Source organism: Cyanobium sp. ATX 6F1, assembly GCF_024346315.1.
GTDB lineage: Bacteria > Cyanobacteriota > Cyanobacteriia > PCC-6307 > Cyanobiaceae > ATX-6F1.
In genome coordinates, this window is sequence record NZ_JAGQCS010000003.1 from 242,045 (window position 1) to 268,463 (window position 26,419).

Genomic DNA, 26,419 nt, shown 5'->3' on the forward strand with positions numbered 1-26,419 from the left:
TCAATTCATGGGGTTGACCGATTGGATGGGAACGTTCGGCAAGGCCCAGGCCCAGGACCTGAGCAACGATCTGGAGCGGGCCTATGAGGCGGCGCTGCTGATCCAGAGCCTCGAGCTGGAGTACTACAACGACAGGCCCGTACGCCCGGAGCTGGAACTCAGCATTCCGCGCTCCACCAAGGCCCAGATGCTGCGTCGGTTCCGCGCCGCCCTTGTGGTCTGTCGCCAGGCGCTCGATGAGCTTGAGCCGAAGCGAGCGGAGTTCGACGGCCAGGAACTGCGCCAGCTGCAGCTGATCGAGTCGGTCACGGCCCGTTACCTGGGCCGCAGCCCGCTGCCCAGCCTCAGCCGCTCGCCCGAGATGTTGCCGCGCAGCCTGCTGGGGGCGTTTGATCGGGTCAGGCGTCAGCTGGACCCGGAGGCGGAGGCCACGGTGGTGGCCGGTTTCCGCCGCCGGCGCGACTCCACCCTGGTGTCGCTGCGCATTCTGCTGCTGTTGATCCTGGTGCCGGTGCTGGTTCAGCAGTTAAGCCGCACCTACGTGATCGCGCCGGTTATGGACAAGCTGGCGATCAGCCAGTCATTCCTGAGTCAGCCACGGCCCCACATGGCCGAAGAAGCGGCCGAGAGGCTGCGCGCCTATCGCTCTCAGCTGGAGTTTGAGGCTCTGTTGACGGGTCTGCCCTTGCCAACACCCGTGGAGCTGAGGGAGAAGCTGGCCACCAGGGCGATTGCGCTCAACGAAGAGGCCGTGGGGGAGAGCAGTCAGGCGCTCAAGAACGTCATCGCCGATGGCTTTGGCCTGATCGGTTTTCTGCTGGTCTGCCTGTTCGGACGCCAGGAATTGCGCGTGCTGCGGGGCTTCCTCGACGAGGTGATCTACGGCCTCAGCGACAGCGCCAAGGCCTTCGCGATCATCCTGTTCACCGACATTTTCGTTGGTTTTCACAGCCCTGAGGGCTGGACCGTGCTTCTCGGCGGTATCGCCAGCCATTTTGGACTGCCGGAGCAGGAGAATTTCGTGTTGCTCTTCATCGCCACCTTCCCCGTGATCCTGGCGACAGTTTTCAAGTACTGGATCTTCCGCTACCTCAACCGCGTCTCGCCCTCCTCGGTCGCCACCCTGCGCAACATGAACGGTGGGGGCTGAACTCACCCTCATCACCGGCCCGAGCCGTGGCGCCAAAAGCCGTTGGGCCGAACACCTCGCCCAGCAGCAGGATTCCACGGTGCTGTACCTGGCCACGGGTCCCGAGTTACCGGGCGACGAAGAGTGGCAGCTCCGCCTGGGACTGCACCGCAGCCGCAGGTCCGCGGCCTGGGTCACCCACGAAGTGGGGGCGGACCTGCCGGAATTCCTGTTGATGGCGCCGAAGCGTCACCTCCTGTTGATCGATTCCCTGGGCTCCTGGTTGGCCCATCACCTTGATCTCGGCCATGGGGAGTGGGAGCTTCGGCAAGAGGCGTTGCTGAGCGCCGTGGGCTCCTGCGCTGCGCCGATGCTGCTGGTGGCCGAGGAATGCGGCTGGGGCGTGGTGCCGGCCACCGCCGTGGGTGGTCGCTTCCGGGATCGCCTCGGCCGCCTGGAGCAGTTGCTGATGGACCGTGCGGGGGCCGCCTGGCTGGTGCTCCATGGCCGGGCCATTGATCTGTTGGCCTGCAGCGTTCCTGTGCCCGAGGGCTGATCCATGCCCCAGGTCGTGCTCTACCAGCCCCAGATCCCTCCGAACACCGGCAATGTGGCCCGCACCTGCGCCGCCACGGGCACACCACTGCACCTGATCGAACCGCTGGGGTTCACGATCGATGACCGTCAGCTCAAGCGCGCCGGGCTTGACTACTGGCCCTGGGTTTCGCTGGAGCGCCACAGCGACCTGGAGCAGTTCGAGCGGCAGCGATTGGCCCAGGGGGGCCGCCTGGTGGCCCTCAGCAGCCAGGGCAGCGCCCAGCACCACCGTTTCTCCTTCCGCCCTGACGACTGGCTCCTGTTCGGTCGCGAGACGGATGGCTTGCCGGCACCTCTGCTTGAGCAGGCCGATGCCTGCCTGACGATCCCGATGCCCCGGGGCACCAGGGCTGGCGGGGGAGTGCGCAGTCTCAACCTCTCGGTGGCGGTGGGGGTGGTGCTGTTCGAAGCCCTTCGCCAGCTGGAAGCCCTGTCCTGACTGGGTTCTTCCACTTTTCGCGCGCTGAACTCCCCACGAAAACTTGCCGAGAATGGTTCAACCCGCTACTCTCTGGCCGACCCGGGGATAGTGGCTTCTCCGACGGGTCTTGTCCGATGGGGAAATTTGCATGAAGCCTTCGAAAAACCTGATACGCCATCCATTGACACGGCTGTCGATGGCGGGCCTACCCTTCCTGGGAATCACCGGCCTCCTGGCCGTTGGTGCCATACCAGGAATTGCTGATTCCAAGCCCGAGCGTTTCGAGCTCGGTGCCCTCGAGGTTCCCCCTCCGATTGAACTGGCTGCGCTTCCCAGAGCCGAGAAGCTGTGGGTGAAGGTTCGTTCCGAGGTTTCGGTCGAAGAGCTGTCCCAGCAGCTGGAGCTCAACGAAACCAGGCTGGCCAAGCTCAACGAGGTTGATGAAGACCACCGGTTCAACCCCGGTGATTGGTTGGTGCTTCCCTCTCAGCAGACGCGTAAGGCCAAGCTTCTCGCCTCTTTGGACACCTCGGACCTACGTCGTAACCCACCGATACAGACCCCCCCTCCCATTGAGGCGTCGGCCTCGCCTCGCTTCAGCGACAGCCTGCTCAAGACCGCCCAGCGCTACGGGCTGACCCCCCAGGAGATCCTGCGTTTCAACCCCGGTCTGGAAGCCGCCCGTTGGGCCGTGGGCACCCAGATTCGTCTGGCCCAGTCCGCTCCAGGGCGCAGCCGCATGGTGCTTGGCCTCAACCCCGTCGGCAGTGGCGGTCTCAGCTGGCCAGAGATGCCCCGCTTTGGTCAACCCCAACAGACCGATCCCTCCTTCAGCGGCAATGGCTGGATCTGGCCCACCCAGGGTGTGTTTTCCTCCGGCTACGGCTGGCGTTGGGGGCGCATGCACAAGGGCATTGATGTGGCCAACAATGTCGGAACTCCGATTGTGGCGGCCAAAGCCGGTCGGGTGACCGCCGCCGGTTGGAGCAACGGCGGCTACGGCTACGTCGTCGACATCCTCCATGGGGACGGCAGCCTGTCGCGCTACGGCCACAACAGCCGTGTGATGGTCTCCGTCGGGGATGAGGTGGCCCAGGGATCCGTGATTGCGCTCATGGGCAGCACCGGCAACAGCACTGGCCCCCATTTGCATTTTGAGATCCATGCGCCCGGCCAGGGCGCCATGAACCCCCTGCAGTTCCTTCCCGGTAAGGCCTGATCCCAGCGGGTTTGAGCCCCTTTCCCCTCCCCCGATCAACTAGAGTCCGATCACCGCGGCTCGGTAGCTCAGCTGGTTAGAGCGTGGGATTCATAACCCCAAGGTCGGGAGTTCAAGTCTCCCCCGAGCCATCCTGTTGACCAGGGAATCTGCCAATGGAAGACCAAGGTCCGAAGACGTTGGTCTTTTTTCATGGCGCTCTGGCCAGGCTCAGCGCATGTCGATGGCGTTGAGCCGATCGCGGAAACTGGAGGCCGAAAGGGTGTCATCAGCGTCAAAGCCGCTGGAATCGGAGATCGGTTGAGGTCTGATCTCTGCCGGTGCCGACCCCTGGCCCTGGGAGCGCCGGAAGCGGCCTCCGCCCTGACCCTGGGAACGTGGCTCAAGGCCGCGAACCCTGCGGCTCGGGCGCACCCCAGCAGCCAGGTCATCGGCGGCCCGGGTGAGGGGATGGGCTTTGAGTTCGCTGCGCAGTTGGTTCAAGAGCCGAAAGTGGCCCGTGGCGTTGAATTTGCGAAGCAGGGCCGGATCCCAAGCCATCGGGGCACCAAAGCGGTGAGGTCAGGCCACCAGCCTATGGCGGCAGCCACCCCAGGATCCGTGATAAATTGTTGCCTGACAAGCAGTAGTCGTACCGACTTCGCTTTTATCTCCCGCAGCCCGGCCGTTTCCGTCGCGGGGGCAGCCAAACCAAACCTTCAACATCCACACTTCATGACGACCACCGGAGCCCTCCGGGTGGGCCAGCCCGCCCCCGATTTCACCGCCACCGCCGTGGTCGATCAGGAATTCAAGGAGGTGACCCTGTCCCAGTACAGGGGCAAGTACGTCGTGCTGTTCTTCTATCCCCTCGATTTCACCTTCGTCTGTCCCACTGAGATCATTGCCTTCAGTGAGCGCTATGGCGATTTCACCAGCCGCAACACCGAAGTTCTGGGGATCTCGGTGGACAGCCAGTTCAGCCACCTGGCCTGGGTGCAGACCGATCGCAAACAGGGTGGTCTTGGCGACATCGCCTATCCCCTGGTGTCCGACCTGAAAAAGGAGATTGCCCGGGCCTACAACGTTCTCGATGAGGAGGCTGGTGTGGCCCTGCGGGGGCTGTTCATCATCGATCCCGATGGCGTGATCAACCATTCCACGATCAACAACCTGCCCGTGGGCCGCAGTGTCGATGAGACCCTGCGGGTGCTTCAGGCGTTCCAGTACGTGCTGTCTCACCCCGATGAGGTCTGCCCCGCCAACTGGACCCCTGGCGAGAAGACGATGAATCCTGATCCCATCAAGAGCAAGGAGTTCTTCGCCGCGGTCAACTGAGCCTCCGGGCCCAGATACATCCCGCTCGCTGCCCGATGCTGACGGGGCCCTGATCAGAGCAGGCTGAGCGTGCCGGCCCCCCCATCCAGGCGGGCCGTTCGTCCCATGGGCAGTGCGGCATTGGGCTGGCCGTGGCCCACGGGAAGATCAAGAACCAGGGGAATGCCTAGGTCCCCGAGCCGATCGAGCAACACTTCTTCCATGCTCAGATCCCCGGGCTGGACGTCTTCAGGTGTCCAGCTGAAACGCCCCAGGGCGACGCCGGCCAGCCCCCGCAATCGCCCACTGGCACGCCATTGGGTCAGTAGACGATCCACCCGGTAAGGAGCTTCGCCCACATCCTCCAGCACCAGCACCGCGCCCGTGAGGTCCGGCAGCCAGGGGGTGCCGATCAGATGGGTCGCCACAGTGAGGTTGGTCACCACCAGGGGCCCCTCCGCGCGGCCGGTGCGGCCGGCTCGACCCTGCAGGGGAGCTACCGGGCGGCCGGCCAGCAGGGACATCAGCCGTTGCCCGTCTGCGGCCGATCCCCCCAGGCCAGCGTGAACGCCGCCACCGAGGCCAGCCGCCCATTGCGCCAGCAACAGGGCACTGGCATCGGAGAAACCCACATTCCAGAGCGGCCGCCGGGGAACACTCCAACCGGCTTCCAGCAGCCTGGAGCTACCCCAGCCTCCCCCAACCTGCAGGATGCCCAGAACCTGAGGATCGCTCCAGAGGCTCATCAGGTCACGGCTGCGGCGCTCGTCGGTCTGTGAAAACCAGCGCCAGTGGCCGAACACCTGCTCGGGCACCAGCAGCTGCCAGCCCTCTGCCTCGATCCGCAGACGCAGACGATCGAGCCAGGGGGCTGGGCGCTCCAGCCGACTGGCGGGGTTGAACGCCACCAGGTGGCTGCCGGGCCCCAAAGGTGGCGGAAAGGCCAGGCCGCCGGAGCCATGGGCAGCACGACTTCCGCCGAGTGCGCGTGCACCACTGGCCAGCAGAGATGTCGCGCCAGCCAACAAGAGCCCACGGCGCCCGAGGGCCATCAGCCGAGCAGGCTCTCAAGCAGCCGGCGGCCATCCACCCCACCGGTCAGCGGGTCACAGGCACGCTCCGGGTGGGGCATCAGACCGAGCACATTGCCGGCCCCATTGCTCAGTCCCGCCACATCGCCCACCGAACCGTTGGGATTGGCGGCATAGCGCAGCACGATCGAGCCCTGGTCTTCCAGGGACTTGAGTTGTTCGGGATCCACCTGGTATCGCCCTTCGCCGTGGGCGATCGGCAAGGTGATCGTTTCGCCGCTGGCGTAACCGCTCAGCCAGCGGCAAGGACCCGGCTCCACCCTCAGGCGGGCCGGCTCACAGAGGAAGTGGAGATTTCGGTTGCGCGTCAGCACCCCAGGCAGCAGACCCAGCTCGGTGAGCACCTGGAAGCCATTGCAGATCCCCAGCACCGCTCCACCCCGCTCGGCGAAGACCTTCACCTCCTCCAGCACCGGGGCGAAGCGGGCAATGGCGCCGCAGCGCAGGTAATCGCCATAGCTGAAACCGCCGGGCAGCACGATCGCCTCCAGTCCGGAGAGATCCCGCTCCTCGTGCCAGAGGAAGCGGGTGGGAATGCCCAGGCATCCCTCCGCCGCCCAGCGAACGTCCCGGTCGCAGTTCGAACCGGGGAACACCACCACACCAAGGGTCATTTCGGTCGCCGGTCTCAGGAGGGCTGCTGGAGATCCAGCGTCCAGTTCTCGATGACCGGATTGGCCAGGAGACGGTCGCTCAGGAGTTCGAGCTGGGCTTGGGCGCTGGCGGAATCGGCAGCCTCCAGCTCCACTTCCACCGCCTTGCCGATGCGCAGGCTTCTGAGGCCATCGACCCCCAGGCGGGCGGCCGCCGCCCGGGTGGCCTCCCCAGCTGGATCGAGAACCGATGGCCTCAGGGAGACCAGGACGCGGGCGGTGAAGAGGGGCACCAGAGCTGGGGTTGGTTTGTTAAATCTTCGCAGCCTGCCGCCCTCCAGGGGCCGCTGGTCTTCAGCTTGAAGACAGACCTTCCCCCGGAGACCTGGGGATGACCGGATCACAGCAGGGAAGCCAACGGGTCTGCCATCTGGCCTGTCAACTGCTGGCGGGAGCCCTGGTGCTGGTTGCCGCCGCGGCGAAGGGAGCGGCGGAACCGATCCCACTCAACTGCCGCATCGCCCAGGGGCCCTGGCGCGCCTGTGTGATGACCGTTGCCTCTCCGGGCCAGCAATGGCGCCTTCAGGTTGGATCCAAACGCTTTGACTTCCGCCACGACGGCAGCGGTCAGGTGATCCTGAAGCGCCCCGGGGCCCCGCTTCAGGTGGTGAGCAGCCGCTGGATCGCCGCTCAGACCCTCTGCTGGGATGGGGTCTGCGCCAGGGGGGAACTGCCCCTTGATTGAAAGATGGCGGCCTCCAGCTGGCCGGCGTCGAGGTCGAGGCCCAACACCACCAATTCAAGGGTTTCGCGGCTGGCGTTGGCCGAGGGGCCGGGGGCGGCGTCGTACCAGCACTCCAGGCGAGGACCGACGGCCTGGATCTGCAGCGGCCGAGGTTTTCCGGCCTGCCAGAGCCGTCCCTTGAGGCGCAGGATCGTCTGCTGGCGAATCTGATCGAGCAGGATGGTCTCCAGCCGGCTGCGTTCGAAGGGACCCTCAAGGGTCAGCGCCACCGACTGCATCGGCACGTGGACGTGGTCATGGCCGTGGTCATGATCGTGGTCCTGGTGCGGGAGGTTGTGGGCATCGCTGCCACCCTCCCGCAGCTCCACCCCGAGCAGCAGCTGGGGATCCACCACCCCCCGCTCCATGGTGAGCACCCGCGCCCCGGGGCGCAGCCCTGCCGCCAACCTGCGCCTGACCACGGCCAGCTGGTCGGGATCGAGACGATCGCCGCGGCTCACCAGCACCAGATCCGCCGCCTCCAGCTGTTCATCGAAAAGGGTTTCCAGATCGTCCTGGTGATCGAGGCTGGGGTCGGCGCGCCGCTGGGCCTCGAGGGCTGCCGGATCGCCCACCACACTTCCCTGGGCCAGGGCCTCACCGTCAACGACGGCGACCACGCCATTCACCCGCGTGCGGGTGCGAATCTCGGGCCATTGGAAGGCCTGCACCAGGGGCTCCGGCAGGGCCAGACCACTGGTTTCGACAACGATGCCATCGAGGCGGTCGGCCTGCAGCAGCAGGGTCTGCATCGTGGGCAGGAACTCGTCCTGGACAGTGCAGCAGAGGCAGCCGTTGGCCAGCTCAACCAGTCGTCCGCCCAGTTCCTCCTCCGGGCAGAAGCCGCAACTGCGCAACAGGTCGCCATCGATGCCCACCTCGCCGAATTCGTTGACCACAACGGCCAGGCGCTTGCCGCTGTGGAGGAGCAGGTGCCGCAGCAGGGTGGTCTTGCCGGCGCCGAGAAAGCCTGTCACCACAGTGACCGGTAAGCGCCTGGTTGGGGTGGCGACCATCTCAGGGCACCAGGCTGGTCCAGGCCAGGCTGGCGCCGATGCCGATCAGAACCCCGGAGGCGAGCTTGAGATCGGAGGGGCTCAGCTGGCTGCCCCAGCGGCGCACCAGGGTGATGGCGGCGGTCAGCAAGAGCGCCTGGCTGATCAGAAGGCCCAGCAGGTAGAAGGCGATCGGTGTGGGTTCCCAGCCCAGTACCGCGGCGCTGAGCACGTAGCCGTGAAGCGCAAAAGCCGGCAGCAGGATCCAGCGGGGCAGGCGGCCTGTGAGCACCAGGCCCACCGCCACCAGTGAGAGGGCCACGAGCAGCTCTGCGCCAGGGAGACCCGGCAGCCAGAGGCCCAGCCCTGAGGCCGCCAGACCCGTGGCGAGCAGGCCCAGGATCCAGCGACGGGGCTGCTGCAGACCCACCAGCCCCAAGGAGAGCAGGAACAGCAGATGATCAGGACCGAGCACGGGATGCCCCAGGCCGCTGAGAATTCCCGCCGCAGGCCCTGGCTTGAGCTGGAACAAGCCCATCAGGTGATGGGCCGAGGCGGGCGCTTCGCCCAGGAGCACCAGCAGGAGCAGTGCCACGGCCAAGCCTGAAGTTGCGCGCCAGATCGAGAGGCGCAAGGGCGCCTCAACAGGAATGTTCATGGTGGAGCCCGGTCCGCGCCGGAATGGAAGGGTCGAATCCGGCGGGCGTTCTGACTAGACCGGCAGGGGCCCCGATGGGCTCCAGGGTCTTCACAGCTGCGGGACAGTGCCGGACTCGGAGCGAACTCCCCACCGGTCTTTCCCCGTTTCCTCCGCAGGCTGATCACCAACGGAACCGGATGACGAATCTACCGGCACTCCAGGCTGTCCTTGGTATCCACGCCGGTTCGCGGGTTGACCCCTTCCGCCCGCTTGCACAGGGCGCGCCGCTGGCTCAGATCCAGCACCGCATCGGTGAAATCGGCCCCTTCGATCGACGCCCCCAAGAACTTGCTCTGCATGAGCATCGCGTCGCGCAACACGGCACCGCGCAGGTCGGCGCGATCGAAGCGGCTGGCGAAGGCCACCACGTCCTGGAGGTCCGCCCCGCGCAGGTCACTGCCCTGGAGATCGCTGCTGTTGAACACGGCACCGCGGAGGTCGGCGCCACTGAGATCGAAGCCGCTCAGCGATGCCTTCAGGAATTCCTGGAGGTGCAGATCTCGGCCGTGGCTGTCGGGGCTGAGGTCCTGAGCGTTGTTTTTACTGCGCACTTCGGGGGCGGTGATCGCCCAGGCCGGTGCCACCAAGGCCGGTGCCACCAAGCCCCCTGCCACGCCCAGAAGCAGTACCAGCAGGGTGATGACGCTGAATAGAGCTTGCATCAGCGCAGCTTTACCGTGGATCCTCAAGTTATGGCAGGCCTGCGCAGCACCGTGACCCTTCGATGAGCATGTCCCTGCGGGTCGTGGTGCCGCCCCACCCCTTGATCGGTCACTGGTTGACCTTGCTGCGCGACAGGACCACCCCGCCGGCCCTGTTCGCCACGGCGATGGCTGAGCTGGGGCGCTGGCTCACCTACGAGGCCCTGCGGGATTGGCTGCCCCACCGGTCCGTAAGGGTCCAAACCCCCCGGGCCGAAACCGATGGTCAGGTGGTGGATGGGGCGGTGCCTCTCCTGGTGGTGCCGATCCTGCGGGCCGGCCTGGGCCTCTGGCAGGGGGCCCAGGCGGTGCTGCCCACGGCACGGGTGGCCCACGTGGGTCTGCGCCGCGATGAGCGCAGCGGTGAAGCCTCCTGGTACCTCGACCAGTTGCCCGAAACGATCGGCGAGCGCGTAGGGGTACTGGTGTTCGATCCGATGGTGGCCACGGCCGGAAGCCTCAGCCAGGTGCTCGAACGCCTCGAGCACAAGGGGGTTTCTGGAAAGCGGCTGCGGGTGATCTCCGCCCTGGCGGCGGCTCCAGGTTTGAAGCGGCTGGGGGAACGTTTTCCCGACCTCACCCTCTACACGGCCTGCATCGATGCCGAATTGGATTCGACCTTCAAGATCGTGCCGGGGCTGGGGGATGCGGGCGATCGGCTCTATGGAACTGATACCCCTCACTACCTAGGCTGAGGGGATCCAGACACATTCCAGAGGCAGCGATCTCCCATGGCCAGGAACGCCCAAGTCAACGACAGCAGCAGCGGCGTTCTGCTCGGCGCCGTGGCCGGGGCCGTCCTCGGGGCCACGGCTCTGGCCTGGTGGTTGCTCTCAGAGGCGGAGCGGCGCCAACAGCGGCGGCGCCAGCGGCGGGGGCTTGAGCTCTCGCGGTTGCAGAACGGCTCTGAGGAACCCGTGGTGCTGGGACGCCAACCCGTACTGGACCATGAGCTCCAGAACAAGGTGCAGAAGCTCAACCGAGCCATCGAAGACGTGCGCCGCCAGCTCGAAAGCCTGACCCCCAAGGCCTGAGCTGGCGCTGGGTCTGCGCTGGGCCCAGCCCCCTGCCTGAACCGGGTGGGATGCATCGATCAGTAGGTTTCTTTCAGTGAACCGCTGCTCTCATGCTTCGCTCCGCCGCCATCACCCAAGGGGTCCAGCGCTCGCCGAATCGGGCCATGCTGCGGGCGGTGGGCTTCGGCGACGGTGATTTCAACAAGCCGATCATCGGCATCGCCAATGGCTACAGCACGATCACACCCTGCAATCTGGGATTGAACGAGCTCACGGAGCGGGCCGTGCTGGCGGCCCACGCCGCCGGGGCCATGCCCCAGACCTTCGGCACCATCACCGTGAGCGATGGCATCTCCATGGGCACAGAAGGGATGAAGTATTCCCTGGTGAGCCGTGAGGTGATCGCCGATTCGATCGAAACCGCCTGCAATGCCCAGAGCATGGACGGTCTGCTGGCGATCGGCGGCTGCGATAAGAACATGCCCGGCGCCATGCTCGCCATGGCGCGGATGAACATTCCGGCGATCTTCGTGTACGGCGGCACCATCAAGCCGGGCAAACTCGGCCCCTGCGACCTCACCGTGGTGAGCGCCTTCGAGGCGGTGGGTCAGTACGCAGGCGGCAGGATTGATGCGGAAGAGCTCACGGCGATCGAGAAGAACGCCTGTCCTGGTGCGGGCAGCTGCGGGGGCATGTTCACCGCCAACACGATGAGTTCCGCTTTTGAGGCGATGGGCCTGAGCCTGCCCGGCAGTTCGACCATGGCCGCCGAGGATCCCGAGAAGGCTCACAGCGCCGCCCGTTCGGCGGAGGTGCTGGTTGAGGCGATCGCCGCAGGCATCCGCCCCCGCGACCTGATCACCCGCGAAGCGATCGAGAACGCCATTTCCGTGATCATGGCCGTGGGTGGCTCCACCAATTCGGTGTTGCATCTGCTCGCGATCGCCCGCACCGCCGGGGTGCCGCTGGAGATCGGGGATTTCGAGACGATCCGCCAGCGGGTGCCCGTGATCTGCGACCTCAAGCCCAGTGGTCGCTTCGTGACCGTGGATCTGCATCAGGCCGGCGGCATTCCCCAGGTGATGAAGCTCCTGCTGGAGGCCGGTCTGTTGCACGGCGACTGCCGCACGATCGAGGGCCGAACCCTGCATGAGGTGCTGGCGGATGTGCCATCTGTGCCCCCATCCGGTCAGGACGTGATTCGGCCCCTGTCGAATCCCCTCTATGCCCAGGGCCATCTGGCCATCCTCACGGGCAACCTGGCCAGCGAGGGGGCCGTGGCCAAGATCAGCGGCATCAAGACACCCGTGCTCACCGGCCCGGCCAGGGTGTTCGAAAGTGAGGAGGACGCCCTGGCGGCGATTCTTGCCGGTGAGGTCAAGGCCGGTGACGTGGTGGTGGTGCGCAATGAGGGTCCCGTGGGCGGCCCCGGCATGCGCGAGATGCTCTCGCCCACGGCTGCGATCGTTGGGCAGGGCCTGGGGGAGTCGGTGGCGCTGATCACCGATGGGCGTTTCAGTGGCGGCTCCTACGGTCTGGTGGTGGGCCATGTCGCCCCCGAGGCCGCCGTGGGTGGCACCATCGCCCTGGTGCAGGAGGGTGACAGCATCACCGTGGATGCCAGGCAGTTGCTGATTCAGCTCAATGTGGACGAGGCCGAGCTCGACCGGCGCCGGTCGGCCTGGGTCAAGCCGGAGCCCCGCTACACCACGGGTGTGCTCGGCAAGTACGCACGCCTGGTGAGCAGTAGCAGCCAAGGAGCTGTCACCGACATCGTGTTTTAGGCCACGCTCTGATCAGCTCAGAGCAGGGCGTGGAGACGGCGGGCGAGGGCTTCGAGGGCCTCGCCGTCGGGTGGGCGTTCACAGCGCTGGCCGTTGGCCCCATCCATCCAGACGGGGTGGCCGCCATGCCAGAGCAGCGGCTGATCTTCGGGCACAGCCCGGCAGAGCATCAGGTTGTGGCGCGTGCCACTGCGATAAATCTCCAGCTCGATGTCGTGATCGGGCCGCCGCCGGCCTTCCCCATCCCTGGCCTGCAGGCGCAGCGCCCAGTCTTGATCCCCGGCGAGGTCGGGCGAACCAGCCGCCTCTTGATCCTCCGGGACCTGGGGAACGACCGCATGGCGCAGGGGCTTGAGGCAGAGGTCAGCCGCGGCGGCCACAAGTTGGAGCGGAATCACGGCACGGCGCGGATCGCCTCCAGGCCCAGGTGCAGGTCGCCGGGCCTGAATCCACTGTTGAGACCGCCATCGTCACTGAACTTGGAGTGCAGCAGCTGCAGTCGGGTGATGCGGCAGGCATCGAAGGACCAGGGTCGCTGCTTGGGCCTGGCCCGGACGCTGGCTTTGAGGCTGGCGAAGGGAATGGTCACCTGGGTGAGGCCGCTGGATTCGGTGGCGAATTCAGCCACCCAGCGCAGGCCGCCGGGGATCAGCTCGGTCAGTCCACCCAGGCCATCTGCGCAGGCCAGGGCCAACTTGTAGCGGCGCCCATCGGCCCGCAGGTCGATCTGCAGACCGCTGTAGGCCGAGAGATCCAGGGGAGGCGAGAACTTGGGAGACCGGCAACTGACGAAGCCGCCGCCTGCCTCGATCACCTCAGCGTCCATCACCAGTCCCTTGTTGCTGATGCTGCAGCCCCCGCTGCTCTGGCCACCCATGACGGTGTCATTGAGGGCATGCCAGCCAGCAAAGCCGTCACCGGCAACGATCACCAGCGGCTTGATCGGCAGGCTGCTCGGATGCTCAACCATCGCCGAAACCATCATGGGAAGGGGCAGCACCACGACCGGGTCCGCTCCCTTCAGCCTAGGGAGCGGAGCGTTCGGCCCGATCCTGATCCTGCAGCTCACCAGCGGCGTCCCGATCCGCCAGCACCAGCACAGGATCCCGGGGTTGCACCAGCCGGGCCGGGGTGCGCTCGGCGGGTTCATCGGGATCCAGGAGCCTGGCCAGGGCCTGACGCTTGCTGATCCCTGACACCAGGAACACCACCTGGCGGGCGGCGCTGAGCACCGGGGCGGTGAGGCTGATGCGCTCCAGGCCCTTGCCGATCCCAACCGTCACCGAGAGGCCGCGATCATCGGTGGCGGCGGTATGGGGAAAGAGGGAGGCCGTGTGGCCGTCATCCCCCAGACCGAGCAGGATCAGATCAAACACCGGCGGATCCCCGGGGCAGAGCTGCCGCAGCAGATGGGCGAAGGCGGCGGCCCCCAGCTCGGGCGTGGTCTCCCCGGTGGGGACCGGATGGAAGCGGGCGCCCTGGCCAGGAGCCTGGACCAGCAGGGTCTCCTGCAACAGCCGGGCGTTGCTGGCCGGGTCATCCGCCGGCACCCAGCGCTCATCGCCGAGCAGCACATCCACCCGCCCCCAGGCCAGATGCTGGCGCCCCAACAGCCGGTAGGTCTCGGCGGGGGTGCTGCCGCCGGAGAGGGCGATCTGGGCCCGATCCCGTTCGGCCAGTGCCAGATCGATTCGAGCGGCGATCGTGGAACAGGCCTGGTGGGCCAGAGCGGTGGCGTCGTCGCTGATCCGCAGGCGGTAGGTGGTCAAGGCTGCCACTCGGAGTGGAAGCTGCCGGGGCGATCGACCCGCTCGTAGGTGTGCGCCCCGAAGCAGTCACGCATGGCCTGGAGCAGGTTCTGGGGCAGCCGCGCCGTGCGGTAGCTGTCGATGTAATCGAGGGTGCTGCTCAGGCAGGGCACGGGGATGCCGGCCAGGGCCGCCCCTGCCACCACGTGACGCAGGCCGGGGAGTCGCGCATTCACCTGTTCGGCGAACCAGGGGTCGACCATCAGGTTGGTCAGTGCCGGGTTGGCGTCGTAGGCGTTCTGGATGCGCTGCAGCAGCTTGGCGCGGATGATGCAGCCCCCCTTCCAGATCTGGGCGATGGCGGAGAGGTTGAGGTTGTACTCGTGCAGGGCGGAGGCTTCCACCATCAGGGCCATGCCCTGGGCATAGCTGGCGATGCAGGCGAGAGTGATGGCATCGCGCAGGGCTGGCATGCCCTCGGAGGGTTCACCCAGGTCGATCGTCGCCGGCTCCGGTGCGGCGATCACGGTCGCCGCCGCCTGGCGTTCGGCGTGCAGGGAGCTCATCACCCGGCCATTGAGCGCCGCATAGATGGTGGGCACGGGCACCCCCATCTCCAGGGCGCTGACCACGGTCCAGAGTCCGGTGCCCTTCTGACCGGCCACATCGAGAATCTTCTCGACCAGATCCCCACCATCCTCGGGATCCCGGGTGCGCAAGCACACCTCGGTGATTTCCACCAGGTACGAGGAGAGCTCCTCCAGCTGGTTCCAGCCGTCGAACACCTCGGCCATCGCCAGGCCATCCATGCCGGCGCAGCGCTTCATCAGGTCGTAGGCCTCGACCAGGATCTGCTCGATCCCGTACTCGATGCCGTTGTGCACGGTCTTGACGAAATGGCCCGCACCGCCGGGGCCGATGTAGGTGACGCAGGGGCCGTCGTCCACCTGGGCGGCCATCTTGCGCACCAGGCTCTCGATCGCGTCGTAGGCGCTTCGGGTGCCGCCGGGCATCATGCTCGGCCCCTCCAGGGCCCCTTTGGCGCCACCGGACACCCCCATGCCGATGTAGCCGAAGCTGCGGCTTTCCAGCTCCTTCACCCGCCGCTCGGTGTCGGTGTAGAGGGAGTTGCCGCCGTCGATCAGTAAGTCCCCCTCCTCCAGGTAGGGGGCAATGGCGGCGATGGTGGCGTCGATTGGAGGACCGGCCTTGATCATCATCAAGATTCGCCGGGGACGTTCCAGTTTGGCGACGAAATCCTCAAGGGAGTCAGCGCCAATGATCTGCTTACCGGCGCCACGGCCATGGAGGAACTCCTCGGTCTTGGCGTAGGTGCGGTTGTAAACGACGCTCGAGAAGCCGTTGCGCTCGGCGTTGAGCACCAGGTTCTCCCCCATCACCCCCAGCCCGATCAGACCAAAGTGAGCCTTTGTCATGCGTGGGCAATTCCGTGGTGTTCGCGGACCAGTGTGGCCAGAGGAACGGCCGATGGACATGCCCCGGGGTTGCTTGTCAGCAACAGATCACGGGAGGGTGAAGCCAGGGCCCCGTCAGATCACGGTGCCGTCGGCGATTGAGCCGTTCTTGACCACCACCACCACGCCGTTGCGGATGTAGAACCCCAGCTCCGGTCGATCGGCTTCCTCCACGTGGTCCTTGTTGACGATCGTGACATTGCGGCCGATGCGAACGTTTTTGTCGAGGATCGCCTTGCGCACCGTGGTGCCGCGGCCCACCCCAATGGGGATGCTGCCCCGTTCACGCAGCACGGCGCGCTCCTCGCTGGATTCAAAAAAATCGGCTCCCATCACCAGGGTGTCCTGCAGAACAACCTCGCTTTCGACGCGGGTTCGCACCCCCAGCACGCAGTGGTGAATGCTGCAGGCTTTGAGCATTGATCCCTCGCCGATGATCGATTGGGTCACCTGAGCATCGAGGAGTTTGCTCGGAGGCAAATGGCGGGGTCTGGTGTAAATCGGAAACTTTTCGTCGTAGAAGGAGAAGGCCGGATCCGGTTGAACGGTGAGCGCCAGGTTGGCTTCGTAGAAGGCACCGATCGTACCGATGTCTTCCCAGTAGTCGTTGAAAACGTAGCTCTGCAGATTATTGCCTGACTCAAGGGCGGCCGGAATGATTTCGTTGCCGAAATCGGTGGAGCCTGGGTGGGCCTCCAGGAGATCGAACAGGGTGCTCCGGTTGAACACGTAGATCCCCATGGAGGCCAGGAAGGGCTTCTTCTCGGCGTCTTCAGCCGTCAGCCCAAAACGGGAGGTGTCGACACGCATGGCCTCCAGGGCCTCTCCCTTGGGCTTCTCACGAAATTCGCGGATACGCCCCTCGGATTCGGTGCGCATCAGACCGAATCCCTCCGCCTGGGCGGCATCCACCGGCAGGGCCGCCACGGTGAGATCAGCGCCGGTGGCGATGTGGTGCTTCACGAACAGGCTGTAGTCCATCCGGTAGAGCTGGTCGCCGGAAAGGATCAGGTACTGATCCACATCCCATTCCTGGAGCAGCCACTGGTATTTGCGAACCGCATCGGCGGTGCCTTCAAACCAGCTGGGGCTTTCAGGGGTCTGTTGGGCGGCCAGCACCTCGACAAAACCCTGGCCGAAGCCGGCGGAGAGGTTGTAGGTCTGACTGAGGTGACGATTCAGGGAGGCACTGTTGAACTGAGTCAACACGTACATCTTGTTGATACCGGAGTTGATGCAGTTGCTGATCGGTATGTCGATCAGCCTGTACTTGCCGGCGAGGGGTACGGCGGGCTTGGCGCGTCTCTTGGTGAGGGGGTAAAGCCGCTTGCCGGCTCCTCCGCCGAGAATGATGGCCAGGACACGCTTCATAAATGATTGACCCCAGAGGGTGTCAGGGTCCCAGCACCGTACTGGAGCGGCTGCCTCTTCAGAGGTCGTTCAGGGGTTCGTGCAACTCAAAAAGATCCTGCAAAACCTTCATGGCCACATGGCGTTGCTGGCGCGCCTGGGGCGCACGCAGGTTGGTGACGGGGGTGTGGAGAATCTTGTTGATGATGCCCTTGCTCAGCGCCTCCACCACCTTGCGCTCCCGGGCGGAGAGATCGGGGCCCATGCGGCTGAGGGCCTTCTGCAGCTCCTGCTCGCGGATGTCCTCCAGCTGCAGGCGCAGACGGTTGACCACCGGCACGGCCTCAAGTCCATCCCACCATTCCAGGAACAGGCGGCTCTCCTCCTGCAACATCCCCTCGGCCTCCGCCGCCATCTCCCTGCGGGCCTCCTGGTTGCGGGCCACCACCTCCTGGAGGTCATCGACGTCGTAGGACTCAACGCCGGGGAGAGCCTGGACATCGGAGCCGATGTTGCGGGGCACGCCGATGTCGATGAGCATCAGCGAGGAGCGGCGATTGAGCAGCGAGAGCCGCGCTGCGTCAATGATCGGCTGGTCGGCGGCGGTGCTGGTGAACACCAGCGAGCAGGTGCTCAGGCAATGGTCGAGATCCTCAAGTGGCCGGCATTGCACCGGGAAGTCAGGGAAATCGGCGGCCAGGGCCTCGGCCCGCTCGACGGTCCGGTTCAGCAGCACCACCGCCCTGCAGCCCTTGGATTGAAGGTGTTGCAACAACAGCCGGGCCATGCGCCCGGCACCGACCACTGCCACCTGCTCCTGGTCCAGGCTCACCAGTTCGTCGAGACCGCGGGTCTGCCCGACCTTGAGCTGGGCCAGTTCCACCGCCGCCGAGCTGATCGAGACGGCGCCGGTTCCCAGGTTGGTCTCGGTGCGCACGCGTTTGCCGGTGCTCACCGCCTGGTTGAGCAGGCGGTTGAGGATCGGACCGATGGAGCGGTGCTCCTGGCCCAACCGGACCATCTTCTTGACCTGGGAAAGGATCTGACCTTCCCCGAGCACCAGGCTGTCGAGGCCTGCGGTCACCCGCATCAGGTGGGCCACCGCCTCCTCGTGGTGGTAGGTGAACAGGTGCGGGGTGAGTTCGTTGAACGCCAGGCCGGAGTGCTCGCTCAAAAAAGAGCCCACAGCCGAGATGCCCTGCTCCGGGTGGCGCAGCAGGGCATAGATCTCGAGGCGGTTGCAGGTGCTGAGGATCGACGCCTCAAGCACCTGGTCCGCCGATCCGAGCTTCAGGAGCGAATCCTCGAGTTTTTGTTCGGGGATGCTCAGCCGCTCCCTGATCTCCACCGGTGCCGTGCGATGGCTCAGACCGATGACGGCGATGTGCATGGAGGCAGACCTCGTGGGCGCTGAGGGAACCGGATCAGCGCAGAGCGATGCTCTGGGCACCTGGCTTGATGTGGATGGTGTTGGTGAAGCGGGCTGAGTTGTCGAGGGTGCTGATGATCAGGCTGCTGGTGCGGACGCAGTCTTTTTCGAACTTCACCCCATCGAAGAGCAACCCATCGGTGATGCCGCTGCCGGCGAAGACCACATTCTCACCGGAGGCCAGCTCCTCAGCTTCGTAAACCTTATCGATGTCGGTGATTCCCATTTCATTGAGCCGGGCGATGTTGCCCTCCACGGTGTAGTCGGCCCATTCGGAGGTCTGGGCGATGGCGGGGTCATACACCAGCTGACCCTGGAAGTGGCCCCCCAGGGCCCGCAGGGCAGCGGCGGAAATCACCCCCTCGGGGGCAGCGCCGATGCCCATCAGGGCATGGGTGCCGGTGCCGGCGAAGCCACAGGCGATCGCGGCCTGCACATCACCATCGGAAATCGGCTGCACGCGGGCACCGGTGGAGCGGATCTCGGCAATCAGATCCTTGTGGCGGGCACGGTCCATCACCACGATCACCAGTTCGCCCTTGGCCAGGCCGAGCACCTGGCTGAGGATCTCGATGTTCTCGGTGGCGGACTTGCGGATGTCCACCTTGCCCTTGGCGGCGGGGGGGGCGGCCAGCTTCTTCATGTAGAAGTCAGGGGCGTTGAACAGCCCACCGCGATCGGAGGCGGCCAGCACGGCCATGGAGCCACGCTGGTTATTGGCGCAGAGGTTGGTGCCCTCGCAGGGGTCCACGGCGAAATCCACCCCCGGGCCGGTGCCGCTGCCCACATCCTCGCCGATGTAGAGCATCGGGGCCTCGTCGCGCTCCCCTTCGCCGATCACGATGCGTCCCTGCATCTGGATCTGGCCCATGCGCTTGCGCATGGCCTCCACGGCGGCGGCGTCGGCTTCGTCTTTCATTCCCAGGCCCGTCAACTCGGCCGAGGCGATGGCGGCCTGTTCAACGACTTCGAGAATTTCCTGGATGAGGGTGCGATCCACGGCAGTCCGGCAGGGTGGGGGAGAAAGGGGCGTCAACGAGAAGAGCAGCGACCCAGCCAGGCCCTGTCGAGTCCGCTGGCGGAATCGTCAGGATCCTGGCGTGGCAATGCTTCTCAAGCTTGAAGCGGGGCTCACTGTATCAGTGGCGACGACCGCTCCATACAATCAGTGGGCTCCCTCGCCCCGGTGGCACCTTCGATGAGCACCAAGCCCCTGGTGATCGCCCCGTCGATCCTCTCCGCAGATTTTTCCCGCCTCGGTGACGATGTGCGTGCCGTCGACGAGGCCGGTGCCGACTGGATCCACGTGGATGTGATGGACGGCCGCTTCGTTCCCAACATCACGATCGGCCCCTTGATCGTTGAAGCGCTTCGGCCGGTCACCGCCAAGCCCCTGGACGTGCATCTGATGATCGTCGAGCCGGAGCGCTATGTGGCCGACTTCGCGAAGGCCGGCGCTGATTTCATCTCCGTCCAGGTGGAAGCCTGCCCGCATCTGCACCGCAACCTCAGCCAGATCAAGGACCTGGGCAAACAGGCCGGCGCCGTGCTCAACCCCGGCACCCCCCTCGACACCCTCCAGTACTGCCTGGAGCTGTGCGATCTGGTGCTGATCATGAGCGTCAACCCTGGATTCGGTGGACAGAGCTTCATCCCCTCGGCGGTGGAGAAGGTGCGCAGCCTGCGCCGGATGTGCGATGAGAAGGGGCTTGATCCCTGGATCGAGGTGGATGGTGGCCTCAAGGGCAGCAATGCCTGGCAGGTGATCGAAGCGGGCGCCAATGCGATCGTGTCGGGCTCGGGTGTGTTCAACCAGCCCAGCTATGCCGAGGCGATTGCAGGCATCCGCAACAGCCGCCGTCCCCAGGCGGTTCACGCCTGAACCAAGGCCCAGAGACAACACAGATCATTCCGGTGATCCGGGAGCTGCTCCTGGGTCACCTGTTCGTTCAATTCTTGAAGACCTGCTGCCTGATTTCCAGCCACAGGTCTGCCACCACCTGCCATCAGCTGAAGGCCCAAGGGCCTGTTGTCCGCTTTGCTGCCGGTGCTTCGCCCAATCCTGCGGGGTTCCTGAACCAAGCCGCCCTGCGGCTGCGGCTGCGGCTTCGCCTCAGGCGCTCAGGAACCAGCCGTAGCTGTGCAGGCCGATGCCCAGCAGGTTGACGCCGATGTAGCAGACGACGATCACCACCAGACCGGCCACGGCCACCAGGGCGGGCCGGCGTCCCTGCCAGCCGCGGCTCAGGCGGGTGTGCAGATAGGCCGCGTAGACCAGCCAGCAGATCAGGGCCCAGGTTTCCTTCGGATCCCAGCTCCACCAGCTGCCCCAGGCCTCGTTGGCCCAGACCGCGCCACTCACCAGGCCGACGGTCAACAACAGGAAGCCCACGGTGATCGTGCGGTAGCTGAGGCTGTCCAGTTGTTCGCTGACGCTGATGGCCACGCTCGAGAGCTCAAGGCCTGCCCCCTCAGCCGTGGCCAGCTGGGCCTGGCGGTAGCCGCCGCTTCCGATCGAGCTGCTGCGCAACTCCAGCTGCTGGCCACGACCGGTGAACAGTACGGCGAGCGAGAGCAGGGAGCCCACCAGCAGAGCCGCGTAGCTGACCATGATCACGCTCACGTGCATGATCAACCAGCTGGAGCGCAGCGCTGGCACCAGGGGTGAGGCCTGCTGGAGGGTGTCCGGCAGCGCAAAGCTGGCGAAGGCCACGCAACCCAGACCCATCGGGGTGGAGGCGGCCGCCACCAGCGGCGAAGGCCAGGAACGCTGAACCAGTAGTTGGGTGAGGGTGCAGGCCCAGGCCAGAAAACAAAGCGATTCGTAGAGGTTGCTGATCGGGAAGTGGCCGGAGTCCCACCAGCGCAGCACGAGCTGGGCGGTGAGGGCCAGATTCGCCGAGGCCACCATGAGGCGCACGGCAGGGCCGCTGCGGCCTGTGCTCACATCCCAGAAGGCCAGGGGCAGGGCCAACAGCAGCAGGCCGAAGGCTGTCAGACCGAGGGCGATGACGGGATCGTTCACGAAACGCGATAGGAGTTCAGCAATTCTGGCGCGGTGCCTACCGATCAGCGGCTGGCCTGACGCAAGAGCAACAAGCCGCACCCTAGTCCGATGAGCACGGGGAGCCAGGCTCCCAAGATCGGGGAAAGTGTTCCCTTCACACCGAGGGAGCTGAAAATGAACGACATGAGGTAGTAGGAGAAAATCAACACAACGCTGATCCCGAAGCCCTGGCTACGACTGGTCCGGGCATCCGGTCGAACCCCCAGACTGCTGCCGATCAGACCGAACACCAGGCAGATGGCGGGAAAGGCGAATTTTTCCTGGATACGGAGGCGCAAGCGCCGCGCTTCCTTCTGATCCCCTGCATCGCTGACCAGGCGCTCGGCCCTCATGGCTTCAGCGACGGTCATGCTGGCCGCGTCCTTGGGCAGATCCGCCAGCTTGAGTGGACCTTGATCAAGCGGATAGAGATAGCGGTTGAACCGGGCCGAGGTGGTGGTGTCGGAGTTGGCATCAATCACAACCACACGGCCATTGCGGAATTCCCACATACCCTTGGCTTCGTTCCAGAGGCCTCGTTCGGCTGTGAGAATCTGCGTGTTGTTCTCACGTGTGAAATCAAGAATAGTTACCTCCTTCATCTCTCCCTTTTCAAATTGACCTGCATAGAAAAGTTGAGAGAGATACTTCCTCGAACCAGTTTCATTTTCTTTGTCCAGTCGACGACTGAAGCGCGAATAGATGATGTTGCTCCCCTTCTCGCCTGCGATGGCCTTTCCAAGTGCCAGATTGAGCGTGTCGCTCGCCTGCAGGTTGGCCTTGGGCACGATCAAGTCATTGAACATGAATGTGATCATGCTCATCAAGATGGAGACGACCAGAGCAGCCACCACCATCCTTGTGGTGCTCACCCCCACGCTGCGCAGGGCCGTCAGCTCACTGTTCGCCGACAGGCGGCTGTAGGCCAGCAGGGTGGCCATCAATGTGGCCATCGGAAAGGAGAGCACCAGAAATCCAGGCAACCGCAGACCGAGAACCTGGATCGCGGCCAGCAGCGGCAGGCCTGATTCGGCCACGCGACGAACCAGATCGAACACCACACCCACAGAAAGCGAGACAGCGGTGAAGGCTGCGATCCCGAACAGCAAGGGTCCAAGGAGCTCAAATGCCAACCAGCGGTCCATCAGCGGAAGGCGATGCCAGGACCGACGGGCGAGTTTGTTCAAGTCGTAGTGAAAAGGCTTCAAAGCTCGAACCTCTCGCCCAAGTAGTGGCGCTTCACGAGCGGATCGGCCGCCACCACGGCCGATGGACCCGAGGCCAGCAGTTGACCCTCGGTGAGGATGTAGGCCCGATCCGTGATGCTGAGGGTCTCGCGCACGTTGTGGTCGGTGATCAGCAGCCCCATGCCCCGTTCCTTGAGCCGACCGATGAGTTCCTGCAGATCGGCCACCGCCAAGGGGTCCACACCGGCGAAGGGCTCGTCCAGCAAGAGGTAGCGAGGGCCGCTGCTGCCCACGGCCAGGGCTCGGGCCACCTCGCAGCGGCGGCGTTCGCCGCCGGACAGCTGATAGCCGAGCCGGTGCTGGAACGCCCCCAGGTGGAATTCAGCGATCAGATCATTGAGCCTTGCGCGGCGACCGGAGCGGGCCGTACCGCTCTGTTGCAGGGCGAGCAGCAGGTTGTCGCGGACGGAGAGCTGGCGGAAGACGCTGGCCTCCTGGGGCAGGTAGCCGATGCCCAGGCGAGCCCGTTTGGGCATCGGCAGGTGTTGAACTTCCTCGCCGTCGAGGCGCACGACCCCATGGTCGGGACGCAACTGTCCGGTGACGAGGTTGAAGGTGGTGGTCTTTCCGGCTCCGTTGGGGCCAAGCAGACCAACCACCTCTCCGGCGTGCAGCACCAGGCTCAGGTCCTGGACCAGGGGCCTGCCGCCAATGGAGAGAGCTACCTTCTCCAGGGCCAGACTCATGGGGTTACCGGAGCCACGGGGGCTGAAGGGGGCGGGAGGCTCGGTTTTGCCGGCGCCGCCGGAACGGCAGCCTTCTGCTGAATCACCATCTTGCTGAACACCTGTTGGCCGGGGGCTGGTTCGGCCATGACTCGATCGGCCTTGATCAGGTAGATCACGCGCTCGGCCCGCAGGTGGTTCCCCCCCTCCTGGATTACGTCCACATCACCGCTGAGCACCACGCGATCTTCCTTGGTGAAGTACTGGGCCTGGCGCGCCGTCGCCACCACCCGTTGATCGGGGTAGAGGATGCGCACGTTGCCGGTGGCGGTGATGATGCCGGTGGCCTGGTCGGCCTGCTGGAGATCGGAATCGATCGTGACCTGGCCGCTGGGGCGGGGGGCGGTGGCTGTCGGAGTGGTGCCCTCAGCCGCAGGGGTCGCTGGTCCTGCGGGAGCGGTCGGTGAAACGAGCGTCGTTGCGGGTGCGCCGGCGGGCGCGCCTGGGGTGGCATCGATGCGCTGGGAGTTCGGCCGCAGCGGGGCCAGGGAAGGTTGAACCGGCGCTGAGGAATCCATCGGCATGGGAATGGCCGGCGCCGCAGGGGCAACTTGGCTCGAATAGGGCCCCTGGGCCCAGGCATCCCCCAACAGGCCGCCGGTCCCCATCCATGCCGTCAGGGTGAACGACCCCACCACCAGCATTCGGCAGTTTCGAAGCCAGGACAGCAACCGCAACCGACCCTTCACTTCAAACCGCTCAATCTACAGAGCCCATCAGGCCAGCTTCTCCAGTGGGGGCAGTGCGTCGGCCGCTCCAACCTCGCCCCGTTGCAGGGCTTGGAGACGGGCTGTCAAAACTTTTATGAAGGGCTGGAGATCGAGGCCAAGGGCGTGATCGCCATAGGGCGCCAAACGGCCGAGGCCCTCACCGATCAGGAGCGTGGCGCCATTGCTGTTGCCCCGTTCGAGGTGCAGGTGGGCCACGGCGATCTGCAGAAGCCCCTGCAGCGCGGAGCGGTCCGGGCCAACGGTTTCGTGCCATAGCTCCTCGAAAAGATCGTGGCATCGATACCAGTCAGCGGAATTGAACCATTCCAGGCCTTCCTGGAATCGCGGATCTCGCTCCGGGCCTTCCGCAGCCGGGTTCAACGCTTGGCGGGCTTTTTCACCGCCAGCTTGCGCAGCCGGATCGACTCGGGGGTGACCTCAAGCATTTCGTCGGGGCCGATGTATTCCAGGGCCCGCTCGAGGGTCATCTGGATCGGTGTCTGCAGGGTGTCGAGCACCTCGGCGCCGGCTGAACGGATGTTGGTGACCTGTTTGGCCTTGCAGACGTTGAGTTCCAGGTCAGGGGGGCGGTTGTTTTCGCCCACGATCATCCCCTTGTAGACCTTGGTGCCGGGGGTGATGAAGAACTGACCGCGGTCTTCGGCGCCCTTGAGGGCGTAGAAGGTGGCGGTGCCCTCCTCGAAGGCCACCAGCACGCCATTGCGGCGGCTCTCGAACTCCCCGTGCATCGGGCGGTATTCGAAGAAGGAGTGGCTCATGATCCCTTCGCCGCGGGTGGCGCGCACGAATTCTCCGCGGAAACCGATGAGGCCGCGGGCAGGCACCACGAACTCCAACTGGGTGCGGCCATCGGAACCTGTTTCCATGTTCTGCATCTCGCCCTTGCGCAGACCGAGCTTTTCGATGCAGGAGCCCACCGATTCTTCGGGCACATCCATCACCAGGGTTTCGTAGGGCTCACTGGGGGAGCCATCGATGGTGCGGAAGATCACCTTGGGCTGGGAGACCTGGAACTCGTAACCCTCCCGGCGCATCGTTTCGATCAGGATGCCCAGGTGCAATTCACCCCGGCCGCTGACGGCGAAGCGATCGGGAGAGTCGGTGTCTTCGACCCGCAGGGCAACGTTGGTGAGCAGTTCCTTCTGCAGGCGCTCCCGCAGCTGGCGGCTGGTGACGAACTTGCCCTCCTTACCCGCGAAGGGGGAATCGTTGACGACGAACGTCATCTGAAGGGTGGGTTCATCCACCCGGATCAAAGGCAACGCTTCGGGATGGTCAGGGCAAGCGATCGTCTCGCCGATGTTCACCTCATCGAAGCCGGCCACGGCAACCAGATCGCCGGCGCGGGCCTCTTCGATGTCGACGCGTGAGAGACCCACGAAGCCAAGGAGTTTGCTGATGCGGCCCCGCTTGATCGTGCCATCGTCGCGGATCAGGGCGGCGGTCTGACCGGCCTTGATCGTGCCGTTGTGCACCCGGCCGATCATGATCCGACCGAGGAAATCGCTGTAGTCGAGTGTGGTGACCTGCATCTGCAGGGGCTTTTCCGGATCACCGACCGGGGGTGGCACGTGGCGCAGGATGGCATCGAAAAGCGGCTTCATGTTCTCGCTTTCCGTGGCCATGTCGGGCTTGGCATAGCCGGCCATGCCGCTGCCGAACAGATAGGGGAAGTCACACTGATCGTCGTCGGCCCCCAGTTCGAGGAACAGGTCGAGCACTTTGTCGACGGCCTGCTCGGGGTCAACCCGGGCACGGTCGATCTTGTTGACGAAAACGATCGGGCGCAGACCCTTTTCCAGGGCCTTTTTGAGCACGAAACGCGTCTGGGGCATGGGGCCCTCGTTGGCGTCGACGATCAGCAGGGCGCCATCGACCATGCCGAGGACGCGCTCCACCTCTCCACCGAAGTCGGAGTGACCGGGAGTGTCAACGATGTTGATGCGGATGCCGTTGTAGTTGACGGCAGCATTTTTGGAGAGAATCGTGATGCCGCGTTCCCGTTCCAGATCGTTTGAATCGAGCACACAGGTGGGCACGGCCTCGCCATCACGGAAAATGCCCGACTGACTCAACAGCGCATCCACCAGGGTTGTTTTGCCGTGGTCGACGTGGGCGATGATCGCAATGTTGCGGATCGGGGCGCTCTTGTGCTCGCCGCTCATGGATGGTTTCTCGGTAATGCTTGTCAGGGAGGGAATTTGGGTCTGCGCTGCTGGGACTGCTCAGCGCTGACATCCTGCTGGAAAGCTGAAGCAACACTTTATCTCAGCGACCTCTGTGGCTGGGAACTCAGCATCGGCAGCCCGGCTCAACCTTGGTGGATCATCGAGTCCGTGGCG

The 26,419-nt window shown here is 65.1% G+C and carries 30 protein-coding genes, 1 tRNA gene and 1 riboswitch; of the genes, 11 read left to right on the forward strand and 20 right to left on the reverse strand.

Annotated features, from left to right (window positions below; translation table 11 throughout):
• The first annotated feature begins 7 nt into the window (after positions 1 to 7).
• The 5 genes from pxcA to KBZ13_RS06365 all read left to right on the forward strand — a co-directional run bounded on the left by pxcA (position 8) and on the right by KBZ13_RS06365 (position 3,497).
• The gene (gene pxcA / locus KBZ13_RS06345) at positions 8 to 1,150 is read left to right on the forward strand and encodes a proton extrusion protein PcxA (protein ID WP_255007512.1); all 1,143 of its coding nucleotides are present in this window, start codon (positions 8 to 10) and stop codon (positions 1,148 to 1,150) included.
• Positions 1,140 to 1,685 carry a bifunctional adenosylcobinamide kinase/adenosylcobinamide-phosphate guanylyltransferase gene (locus KBZ13_RS06350; RefSeq protein WP_255007514.1) on the forward strand — a complete coding sequence of 182 codons (546 nt, stop codon included), beginning with the start codon at positions 1,140 to 1,142 and terminating at the stop codon, positions 1,683 to 1,685. Before pxcA ends, KBZ13_RS06350 begins: the two co-directional genes overlap by 11 nt.
• 3 nt (positions 1,686 to 1,688) lie before the next feature.
• Entirely contained in the window at positions 1,689 to 2,165 is a 477-nt protein-coding gene (locus KBZ13_RS06355) for a tRNA (cytidine(34)-2'-O)-methyltransferase (RefSeq protein ID WP_255007516.1), read from the forward strand.
• Between the two features lie 178 nt (positions 2,166 to 2,343).
• A complete protein-coding gene (locus KBZ13_RS06360) occupies positions 2,344 to 3,366 on the forward strand; it encodes a peptidoglycan DD-metalloendopeptidase family protein (RefSeq protein ID WP_255007517.1) in 1,023 nt (340 codons plus the stop codon).
• 57 nt (positions 3,367 to 3,423) lie between these two features.
• Positions 3,424 to 3,497 (forward strand) — tRNA-Met (locus KBZ13_RS06365).
• Positions 3,498 to 3,576: 79 nt separating this feature from the next.
• Here KBZ13_RS06365 and KBZ13_RS06370 read toward each other — a convergent pair.
• Positions 3,577 to 3,906 (reverse strand): hypothetical protein, encoded by a 330-nt coding sequence (locus KBZ13_RS06370; protein WP_255007518.1) that lies wholly within the window; start codon positions 3,904 to 3,906, stop codon positions 3,577 to 3,579.
• A 174-nt stretch (positions 3,907 to 4,080) separates the two neighbouring features.
• Between KBZ13_RS06370 and KBZ13_RS06375 the strand changes: the two genes are divergently transcribed.
• The gene (locus KBZ13_RS06375) at positions 4,081 to 4,683 is read left to right on the forward strand and encodes a peroxiredoxin (protein ID WP_255007519.1); all 603 of its coding nucleotides are present in this window, start codon (positions 4,081 to 4,083) and stop codon (positions 4,681 to 4,683) included.
• A gap of 53 nt (positions 4,684 to 4,736) precedes the next feature.
• On the opposite strand, the gene KBZ13_RS06380 is transcribed toward KBZ13_RS06375, so the two are convergent.
• The 3 genes from KBZ13_RS06380 to purS are packed head-to-tail and all read right to left on the reverse strand — an operon-like array spanning position 4,737 to position 6,639.
• Positions 4,737 to 5,714 (reverse strand): LD-carboxypeptidase, encoded by a 978-nt coding sequence (locus tag KBZ13_RS06380; RefSeq protein ID WP_255007520.1) that lies wholly within the window; start codon positions 5,712 to 5,714, stop codon positions 4,737 to 4,739.
• Positions 5,714 to 6,367 carry a phosphoribosylformylglycinamidine synthase subunit PurQ gene (gene purQ, locus KBZ13_RS06385; protein WP_255007521.1) on the reverse strand — a complete coding sequence of 218 codons (654 nt, stop codon included), beginning with the start codon at positions 6,365 to 6,367 and terminating at the stop codon, positions 5,714 to 5,716. The genes KBZ13_RS06380 and purQ overlap by 1 nt, the downstream gene beginning before the upstream one ends.
• A gap of 14 nt (positions 6,368 to 6,381) precedes the next feature.
• Complete coding sequence (purS, locus tag KBZ13_RS06390; protein ID WP_255007522.1) at positions 6,382 to 6,639, reverse strand: phosphoribosylformylglycinamidine synthase subunit PurS; 258 nt, start codon at positions 6,637 to 6,639, stop codon at positions 6,382 to 6,384.
• Between the two features lie 98 nt (positions 6,640 to 6,737).
• Between purS and KBZ13_RS06395 the strand changes: the two genes are divergently transcribed.
• Positions 6,738 to 7,091, forward strand: a complete 354-nt coding sequence (locus KBZ13_RS06395; protein WP_255007523.1) for a hypothetical protein — start codon at positions 6,738 to 6,740, stop codon at positions 7,089 to 7,091.
• Here KBZ13_RS06395 and cobW read toward each other — a convergent pair.
• The 3 genes from cobW to KBZ13_RS06410 all read right to left on the reverse strand — a co-directional run bounded on the left by cobW (position 7,037) and on the right by KBZ13_RS06410 (position 9,487).
• Positions 7,037 to 8,146 (reverse strand): cobalamin biosynthesis protein CobW, encoded by a 1,110-nt coding sequence (gene cobW / locus KBZ13_RS06400; protein ID WP_255007524.1) that lies wholly within the window; start codon positions 8,144 to 8,146, stop codon positions 7,037 to 7,039. The two genes, KBZ13_RS06395 and cobW, sit on opposite strands and share 55 nt — an antisense overlap.
• A 1-nt stretch (position 8,147) precedes the next feature.
• Positions 8,148 to 8,720 carry a HupE/UreJ family protein gene (locus KBZ13_RS06405; protein ID WP_255007525.1) on the reverse strand — a complete coding sequence of 191 codons (573 nt, stop codon included), beginning with the start codon at positions 8,718 to 8,720 and terminating at the stop codon, positions 8,148 to 8,150.
• Positions 8,721 to 8,805: 85 nt separating this feature from the next.
• Positions 8,806 to 8,978, reverse strand: a riboswitch (cobalamin riboswitch).
• Positions 8,972 to 9,487 carry a pentapeptide repeat-containing protein gene (locus KBZ13_RS06410; protein WP_255007527.1) on the reverse strand — a complete coding sequence of 172 codons (516 nt, stop codon included), beginning with the start codon at positions 9,485 to 9,487 and terminating at the stop codon, positions 8,972 to 8,974. It overlaps the preceding riboswitch by 7 nt.
• 62 nt (positions 9,488 to 9,549) lie before the next feature.
• On the opposite strand from KBZ13_RS06410, the gene upp reads away from it, so the two are divergent.
• From upp to ilvD, 3 genes are all read left to right on the forward strand, one after another.
• Complete coding sequence (gene upp / locus KBZ13_RS06415) at positions 9,550 to 10,221, forward strand: uracil phosphoribosyltransferase (RefSeq protein WP_255007528.1); 672 nt, start codon at positions 9,550 to 9,552, stop codon at positions 10,219 to 10,221.
• Positions 10,222 to 10,257: 36 nt separating this feature from the next.
• Positions 10,258 to 10,560: a hypothetical protein gene (locus tag KBZ13_RS06420; RefSeq protein WP_255007536.1), complete on the forward strand. Its 303-nt coding sequence runs from the start codon at positions 10,258 to 10,260 to the stop codon at positions 10,558 to 10,560.
• 92 nt (positions 10,561 to 10,652) lie between these two features.
• The gene (gene ilvD / locus KBZ13_RS06425) at positions 10,653 to 12,326 is read left to right on the forward strand and encodes a dihydroxy-acid dehydratase (RefSeq protein WP_255007537.1); all 1,674 of its coding nucleotides are present in this window, start codon (positions 10,653 to 10,655) and stop codon (positions 12,324 to 12,326) included.
• A 17-nt stretch (positions 12,327 to 12,343) separates the two neighbouring features.
• Here ilvD and KBZ13_RS06430 read toward each other — a convergent pair whose 3' ends face one another.
• From KBZ13_RS06430 to glpX, 7 genes are all read right to left on the reverse strand, one after another.
• Positions 12,344 to 12,724, reverse strand: a complete 381-nt coding sequence (locus KBZ13_RS06430; protein WP_255007538.1) for a hypothetical protein — start codon at positions 12,722 to 12,724, stop codon at positions 12,344 to 12,346.
• A complete protein-coding gene (locus KBZ13_RS06435; RefSeq protein WP_255007747.1) occupies positions 12,721 to 13,296 on the reverse strand; it encodes a CIA30 family protein in 576 nt (191 codons plus the stop codon). The genes KBZ13_RS06430 and KBZ13_RS06435 overlap by 4 nt, the downstream gene beginning before the upstream one ends.
• Positions 13,297 to 13,351: 55 nt before the next feature.
• Complete coding sequence (pgl, locus tag KBZ13_RS06440; RefSeq protein WP_255007749.1) at positions 13,352 to 14,095, reverse strand: 6-phosphogluconolactonase; 744 nt, start codon at positions 14,093 to 14,095, stop codon at positions 13,352 to 13,354.
• Complete coding sequence (gndA, locus tag KBZ13_RS06445; protein ID WP_255007549.1) at positions 14,092 to 15,510, reverse strand: NADP-dependent phosphogluconate dehydrogenase; 1,419 nt, start codon at positions 15,508 to 15,510, stop codon at positions 14,092 to 14,094. Before gndA ends, pgl begins: the two co-directional genes overlap by 4 nt.
• Positions 15,511 to 15,624: 114 nt before the next feature.
• A complete protein-coding gene (locus KBZ13_RS06450; protein WP_255007551.1) occupies positions 15,625 to 16,920 on the reverse strand; it encodes a glucose-1-phosphate adenylyltransferase in 1,296 nt (431 codons plus the stop codon).
• Positions 16,921 to 16,978: 58 nt separating this feature from the next.
• Positions 16,979 to 18,289 carry a glutamyl-tRNA reductase gene (locus KBZ13_RS06455; RefSeq protein ID WP_255007553.1) on the reverse strand — a complete coding sequence of 437 codons (1,311 nt, stop codon included), beginning with the start codon at positions 18,287 to 18,289 and terminating at the stop codon, positions 16,979 to 16,981.
• A gap of 34 nt (positions 18,290 to 18,323) precedes the next feature.
• Positions 18,324 to 19,328, reverse strand: a complete 1,005-nt coding sequence (gene glpX / locus KBZ13_RS06460; protein ID WP_255007554.1) for a class II fructose-bisphosphatase — start codon at positions 19,326 to 19,328, stop codon at positions 18,324 to 18,326.
• A 198-nt stretch (positions 19,329 to 19,526) separates the two neighbouring features.
• Here glpX and rpe point away from each other — a divergent pair, with 198 nt between their 5' ends.
• Positions 19,527 to 20,210: a ribulose-phosphate 3-epimerase gene (gene rpe, locus KBZ13_RS06465; protein ID WP_255007556.1), complete on the forward strand. Its 684-nt coding sequence runs from the start codon at positions 19,527 to 19,529 to the stop codon at positions 20,208 to 20,210.
• A 231-nt stretch (positions 20,211 to 20,441) separates the two neighbouring features.
• Here the strand turns inward: rpe and ccsB are convergent, their stop codons facing one another.
• From ccsB to typA, 6 genes are all read right to left on the reverse strand, one after another.
• On the reverse strand, positions 20,442 to 21,353 hold the full coding sequence (gene ccsB / locus KBZ13_RS06470; RefSeq protein WP_255007558.1) for a c-type cytochrome biogenesis protein CcsB: 912 nt from the start codon (positions 21,351 to 21,353) through the stop codon (positions 20,442 to 20,444).
• 44 nt (positions 21,354 to 21,397) lie between these two features.
• Positions 21,398 to 22,519, reverse strand: a complete 1,122-nt coding sequence (locus KBZ13_RS06475) for an LptF/LptG family permease (RefSeq protein WP_255007750.1) — start codon at positions 22,517 to 22,519, stop codon at positions 21,398 to 21,400.
• A gap of 59 nt (positions 22,520 to 22,578) precedes the next feature.
• Positions 22,579 to 23,307, reverse strand: a complete 729-nt coding sequence (gene lptB / locus KBZ13_RS06480) for an LPS export ABC transporter ATP-binding protein (protein WP_255007559.1) — start codon at positions 23,305 to 23,307, stop codon at positions 22,579 to 22,581.
• On the reverse strand, positions 23,304 to 23,870 hold the full coding sequence (locus tag KBZ13_RS06485) for an LptA/OstA family protein (RefSeq protein WP_255007561.1): 567 nt from the start codon (positions 23,868 to 23,870) through the stop codon (positions 23,304 to 23,306). The genes lptB and KBZ13_RS06485 overlap by 4 nt, the downstream gene beginning before the upstream one ends.
• A 192-nt stretch (positions 23,871 to 24,062) precedes the next feature.
• Complete coding sequence (locus tag KBZ13_RS06490) at positions 24,063 to 24,437, reverse strand: DUF309 domain-containing protein (protein WP_255007562.1); 375 nt, start codon at positions 24,435 to 24,437, stop codon at positions 24,063 to 24,065.
• Positions 24,434 to 26,242 carry a translational GTPase TypA gene (gene typA / locus KBZ13_RS06495; RefSeq protein WP_255007564.1) on the reverse strand — a complete coding sequence of 603 codons (1,809 nt, stop codon included), beginning with the start codon at positions 26,240 to 26,242 and terminating at the stop codon, positions 24,434 to 24,436. Before typA ends, KBZ13_RS06490 begins: the two co-directional genes overlap by 4 nt.
• Positions 26,243 to 26,419: the final 177 nt, after the last annotated feature.

Excerpts from the sequence above, each read along its gene's own strand:
- pxcA (WP_255007512.1), top strand. The coding sequence starts at position 8 with ATGGGGTTGACCGATTGGATGGGAACGTTCGGCAAGGCCCAGGCCCAG.
- KBZ13_RS06355 (WP_255007516.1), top strand. The coding sequence starts at position 1,689 with ATGCCCCAGGTCGTGCTCTACCAGCCCCAGATCCCTCCGAACACCGGC.
- KBZ13_RS06360 (WP_255007517.1), top strand. The coding sequence starts at position 2,344 with ATGGCGGGCCTACCCTTCCTGGGAATCACCGGCCTCCTGGCCGTTGGT.
- KBZ13_RS06370 (WP_255007518.1), bottom strand. The coding sequence starts at position 3,906 with ATGGCTTGGGATCCGGCCCTGCTTCGCAAATTCAACGCCACGGGCCAC.
- KBZ13_RS06375 (WP_255007519.1), top strand. The coding sequence starts at position 4,081 with ATGACGACCACCGGAGCCCTCCGGGTGGGCCAGCCCGCCCCCGATTTC.
- KBZ13_RS06380 (WP_255007520.1), bottom strand. The coding sequence starts at position 5,714 with ATGGCCCTCGGGCGCCGTGGGCTCTTGTTGGCTGGCGCGACATCTCTG.
- purQ (WP_255007521.1), bottom strand. The coding sequence starts at position 6,367 with ATGACCCTTGGTGTGGTGGTGTTCCCCGGTTCGAACTGCGACCGGGAC.
- KBZ13_RS06395 (WP_255007523.1), top strand. The coding sequence starts at position 6,738 with ATGACCGGATCACAGCAGGGAAGCCAACGGGTCTGCCATCTGGCCTGT.
- cobW (WP_255007524.1), bottom strand. The coding sequence starts at position 8,146 with ATGGTCGCCACCCCAACCAGGCGCTTACCGGTCACTGTGGTGACAGGC.
- KBZ13_RS06410 (WP_255007527.1), bottom strand. The coding sequence starts at position 9,487 with ATGCAAGCTCTATTCAGCGTCATCACCCTGCTGGTACTGCTTCTGGGC.
- upp (WP_255007528.1), top strand. The coding sequence starts at position 9,550 with ATGAGCATGTCCCTGCGGGTCGTGGTGCCGCCCCACCCCTTGATCGGT.
- KBZ13_RS06420 (WP_255007536.1), top strand. The coding sequence starts at position 10,258 with ATGGCCAGGAACGCCCAAGTCAACGACAGCAGCAGCGGCGTTCTGCTC.
- ilvD (WP_255007537.1), top strand. The coding sequence starts at position 10,653 with ATGCTTCGCTCCGCCGCCATCACCCAAGGGGTCCAGCGCTCGCCGAAT.
- KBZ13_RS06435 (WP_255007747.1), bottom strand. The coding sequence starts at position 13,296 with ATGGTTGAGCATCCGAGCAGCCTGCCGATCAAGCCGCTGGTGATCGTT.
- gndA (WP_255007549.1), bottom strand. The coding sequence starts at position 15,510 with ATGACAAAGGCTCACTTTGGTCTGATCGGGCTGGGGGTGATGGGGGAG.
- KBZ13_RS06450 (WP_255007551.1), bottom strand. The coding sequence starts at position 16,920 with ATGAAGCGTGTCCTGGCCATCATTCTCGGCGGAGGAGCCGGCAAGCGG.
- KBZ13_RS06455 (WP_255007553.1), bottom strand. The coding sequence starts at position 18,289 with ATGCACATCGCCGTCATCGGTCTGAGCCATCGCACGGCACCGGTGGAG.
- rpe (WP_255007556.1), top strand. The coding sequence starts at position 19,527 with ATGAGCACCAAGCCCCTGGTGATCGCCCCGTCGATCCTCTCCGCAGAT.
- KBZ13_RS06475 (WP_255007750.1), bottom strand. The coding sequence starts at position 22,519 with ATGGACCGCTGGTTGGCATTTGAGCTCCTTGGACCCTTGCTGTTCGGG.
- lptB (WP_255007559.1), bottom strand. The coding sequence starts at position 23,307 with ATGAGTCTGGCCCTGGAGAAGGTAGCTCTCTCCATTGGCGGCAGGCCC.
- KBZ13_RS06485 (WP_255007561.1), bottom strand. The coding sequence starts at position 23,870 with ATGCCGATGGATTCCTCAGCGCCGGTTCAACCTTCCCTGGCCCCGCTG.
- typA (WP_255007564.1), bottom strand. The coding sequence starts at position 26,242 with ATGAGCGGCGAGCACAAGAGCGCCCCGATCCGCAACATTGCGATCATC.